This is a genomic window from Sinomonas sp. G460-2, from assembly GCF_047759905.1.
In the GTDB taxonomy this organism is placed as follows: Bacteria; Actinomycetota; Actinomycetes; order Actinomycetales; family Micrococcaceae; genus Sinomonas.
Window position 1 is genome coordinate 1 of sequence record NZ_JBKZWT010000344.1, and the last position, 3715, is coordinate 3715.

4 protein-coding genes are annotated in these 3715 nt (G+C 70.4%); 2 read left to right on the forward strand and 2 right to left on the reverse strand.

Going from position 1 to position 3715, the window contains the following annotated elements:
- A partial coding sequence (locus ACLN58_RS19420; RefSeq protein ID WP_415856879.1) for a penicillin-binding transpeptidase domain-containing protein occupies positions 1-293 on the forward strand: 293 nt, incomplete at its 5' end.
- Complete coding sequence (locus tag ACLN58_RS19425) at positions 290-1552, forward strand: MFS transporter (protein ID WP_415856880.1); 1263 nt, start codon at positions 290-292, stop codon at positions 1550-1552. The genes ACLN58_RS19420 and ACLN58_RS19425, both read left to right, overlap by 4 nt.
- Positions 1553-1622: 70 nt before the next feature.
- Here the strand turns inward: ACLN58_RS19425 and ACLN58_RS19430 are convergent, their stop codons facing one another.
- Together ACLN58_RS19430 and ACLN58_RS19435 are read right to left on the reverse strand one after the other, a co-directional pair.
- Positions 1623-2837, reverse strand: coding sequence for a S53 family peptidase (locus ACLN58_RS19430; protein WP_415856881.1), 1215 nt, complete (start codon positions 2835-2837; stop codon positions 1623-1625).
- Positions 2838-2968: 131 nt separating this feature from the next.
- A complete protein-coding gene (locus ACLN58_RS19435; protein ID WP_415856882.1) occupies positions 2969-3568 on the reverse strand; it encodes a copper resistance CopC family protein in 600 nt (199 codons plus the stop codon).
- Between the last annotated feature and the right edge of the window lie 147 nt (positions 3569-3715).

Here is a 3715-nt window from a genome sequence, read left to right on the forward strand (position 1 = left end):
CGACCGCGATCTCGAAGCCCATCACGCAGGCCGAGGCGGGCACGCTGCGGGACATGATGCGCGCAGTCGTCACGAGCGGGCACGCGGGCTTCCTCATGTCCGTCCCGGGCGCGCCCGTGGGCGCCAAGACCGGAACGGCTGAGTTCGGCGGCGACAACCCGCCCAAGACACACGCGTGGATCATCGGCGTCCAGGGCGACCTCGCCGTCGCCGTGTTCGTTGACGAGGGCGGCCTCGGCGCGACGATCTCAGGCCCCATCCTCACCGACTTCCTCACGAAGGCTGGCCAATGAGCTCCCAGGGCGACCCCTCGGTGACCGCCGCGTCGGCCGCCGCGCCGGACCACGCAGTGGTCCGCGGCGCCGCGATCGCGACGTTCATCATCTTCGGCACAAACGGCTTCATCTTCGCGAGCTGGGCGGCCCGCATCCCCGCCGTGACGCAGACCCTCGACCTCTCGACGGGCGAGATGGGCCTCATCCTGCTCGTGGGCGCGATCGGCTCGCTGTGTGCGATGCCGCTCGTCGGCCCGACGGCGGGGCGCATCGGGATCGTCCGCACCGTGCGGCTCGGGGGCTTCCTCGCGGTCCTCGCGGGCGGCGCGATCGCGCTCGGGCTCGTGCTGCATTCCGTGGTGGTCGTCGGGGCGGGCCTCGCGCTGTTCGGCGTCGGGATCGCGTTCTGGGACGTGGGGCAGAACATCGCGGGCGCCGACGTCGAACACCGCCTGGGGCGCACGATCATGCCGCAGTTCCACGCGGGCTTCAGCGGAGGCGCGGTTGTGGGGGCGCTCGTGGGCGCGGGGCTCAGCGCGATGGGCGTTCCGCTGCCGGTTCACCTCGCCGCGATCATGGTCGCTGTCGTGCTCATCATGGTGTTCGTGCCGCGACACTTCGTGCCGCTCACGGCGCATGAGGCGCCCGAGTCCGGCGCGGCGGAGGAAGCGGACGACGGCGCGTTCCCGGCCCCCGCTTCGAAGGAACCGGGCGGGGCGCTCGCCGCGTGGACGGATCGGCGCACGCTGCTCATCGGCGTCGTCGTCCTCGGGGCGACGCTCACGGAGGGCGCGGGCAACGACTGGATCTCGAAGGGTGTCGTAGACGGCCTCGGCACGAGCGAAGCGGCAGGAGCTGCGCTGTTCGCCGTGTTCGTGGGGGCCATGACCGTGGCCCGCTGGTTCGGCGGGCGGATCATCGATCGCCTCGGCCGCGTCCTCGCGCTCCGGCTCAGCATGGTCTCCGCCCTCGTGGGGCTCTCGGTGTATTCCCTCTCGGGAATCTATTGGATCTCGGGCGTGGGCGCACTCCTGTGGGGGCTCGGCGCCGCGCTCGCGTTCCCCATGGGCATGTCGGCGGCCTCCGACGATCCGCGGCACGCGGCGTCTCGCGTCTCGGTCGTCGCGACGATCGGCTACATCGCGTTCCTCGCGGGGCCGCCGTTCCTCGGCTTCCTCGGCGACCACGTGGGGCTGCGGCTCGCGCTCCTCGCGATTCTCGTGCCGATCGCCGTCGCGCTCCTCCTTGCGGGGGCCACCCGCAAGCAGTCCGCTTAAGCGAGTGCTCCGCAACCGTCGTTTATGCCTTTCAAAGCGACGGTTACGGAGCACTCGATCTACGGGAGTGTTAGAAGCCCCCGGTGCCGTTCGGCGTGCCGAGGCCGGTCGGGCCGTCCCAGCCCGTGCCGGCCGTGCACCACTGGGAAGTGGTGCACGTGCCGTTGGTGCCCGACGTGATGTCGAAGAAACTGCCCGAGTGTCCATAGGGGAGCGAGTTCGCATACGTTCCTGTCGCCGCCGAGCCGGTGTTGCCGTTGAGGGCATACACCGAGGCGATGATCGGGGAGGCCTCGCTTGTGCCGCCGAACTGGCCCCATGTCGAGTTCGTGCTCGACGTCGGGTAGTAGACGGCCAGGCCGCCGTTGTTCGGATCCGAGGCGGCCGCGACGTCATTCATCGCGCGCCCCGCACAGCCGGTGTTGTACGAGGAGGCGGCGGAAAGCGCGGCGTTGAGGCTCGAGCAGCCAGAGCCGGTCCCGGTCCAGACGCTCTCGCTCCAGCCGCGGGCGTTGGACGCCGCGACGAGGGACGTGCCGCCGACGGCCGTGACGTAGCTCGACGAGGCCGGGTAGGACGCGCCCTGGTAGCCGTTGTCGCCCGCACTTGCGGTCACGGCGATGCCCGGGAAGTTGTAGTACTTCCCGTACGTCGAGTCGGCCGCGTCGGAGCCGCCGTAGCTGTTCGAGATCGCGACGACGCCGGGGATCTTCGCGGCGGTCTGGACGGCCGTGCCGAGATCGGTGAACGAGGCGCTGTTGGCCTGGAGCACCACGATCTTGCAGTCGGCGCACGTGGCTGAGACCGCGTCGACGTCGAGCGATTGCTCCTGCGCCCATCCGAGGTTGAAGCGCGGGAGGCGCGTGCCGCCGGTCTCGTTGAGGATCTGGAGGCAGCCGTTCGCGGTGGTGCAGGCGGGCAGTCCGAATTGCTGGCGGTACGTGGCGAGGTCGCTTTCGAGATTCGGGTAGCCGTACGCGTCGACGATCGCGACCGTCCGGCCGCCCGAGGACGTTCCCGTGAGCTTGTAGGCGTTCTGCAGCTGGGACGGCGTGAGACCGGTTGCCGGCGGCGCGCTCGCGCCCGTCACCGGATGACCGTTCGGATCGGCCGCCTGCCGGGCCGTGCACGCCGCGTCGCCCGCCTTGGGCGCCGCGCACACTTTGATCGAGTGGTCGGAGTTGCCCGATCCGCCCGGTGCCGCCCACGAGGCTGTTGTGCTCAGCGCGAGGCTGGCGACGAGCAGCAGCCCAGATCCTACCGCCGCGAAGATTTTCCGCTTCAAGTACGTCCCCTTTGCTCAAGGACCGCCCAGTCATTGACAGTTTTTGTCAATGCGGTCCTGAGCACTGTTGCAGATCTGTGACGCAGGTTAGAAGAGTCAAACGGTCTTCCCAGCTTATTCCCAGACTGGCGCTAGTCCTCCGACGACGGTCCGGAGAGGCCTCGCCGCACGAAGTAGGCGAGCGCCGCGATCACGAGCAAGAGGACCGTTCCGCCCACGATGAGCCACGCCGGCACCCCCGCCCCCACGACCTCGGTGGGGCCGCTCGGCGTTGCCGACGCCGCGGGTGCTGACGCGTTCGGTGCCGACGCAGCCCCGGTGGGCCCCGCCGTCGTCCCTCCCGAACCGCCGCCCGCGGCGCGCGCGGTGAACGTGAACGTGCCCTCGATCGGATGCGAGTCGGACGAGACCACGCGCCACACCACCGTGTACTTGCCCGCGGGCGCGCCCTGCTTGAGCGCCTGCGTCACCTGATTGTCGACGACGGTCGCGTCTCCCGCCGACTCGTCCGCCCCCGAGGCGTCCGTGACCGTGATCTTCGTGCCGATGGCGATCGGCGTGTGGTCGAAAGTGAGGACGACGGCGCCGGGCACCGAGGCGACCGTCGAACCGTTCGCGGGGCTTGTCGACTCGAGGACGTCGTGCGCCTGCGCGGCGGCGCCGGGAAGGAGCACAGCTGCCGCGAGGGCGAGCAGTGCGCCCGCCGTGGCCGCTCGGGCGAAGACTCTCATGCGTTGTTCCTCTCGATGGCGGCCGGCCGGGAGAGCCCGGCCGGCCGCTACCATCTAGCGCCTACTTGGCCGACGTGCGGCGCCCGGACAGGACGACGGCGAGGGCCGCCGCACCCAGGACCGCGCCAATCGCGCCGAGGACGATAC

Bases quoted from the DNA above. Each gene is read 5' to 3' on its own strand.
- ACLN58_RS19435 (WP_415856882.1), bottom strand. From the start codon at position 3,568: ATGAGAGTCTTCGCCCGAGCGGCCACGGCGGGCGCACTGCTCGCCCTC.
- ACLN58_RS19425 (WP_415856880.1), top strand. From the start codon at position 290: ATGAGCTCCCAGGGCGACCCCTCGGTGACCGCCGCGTCGGCCGCCGCG.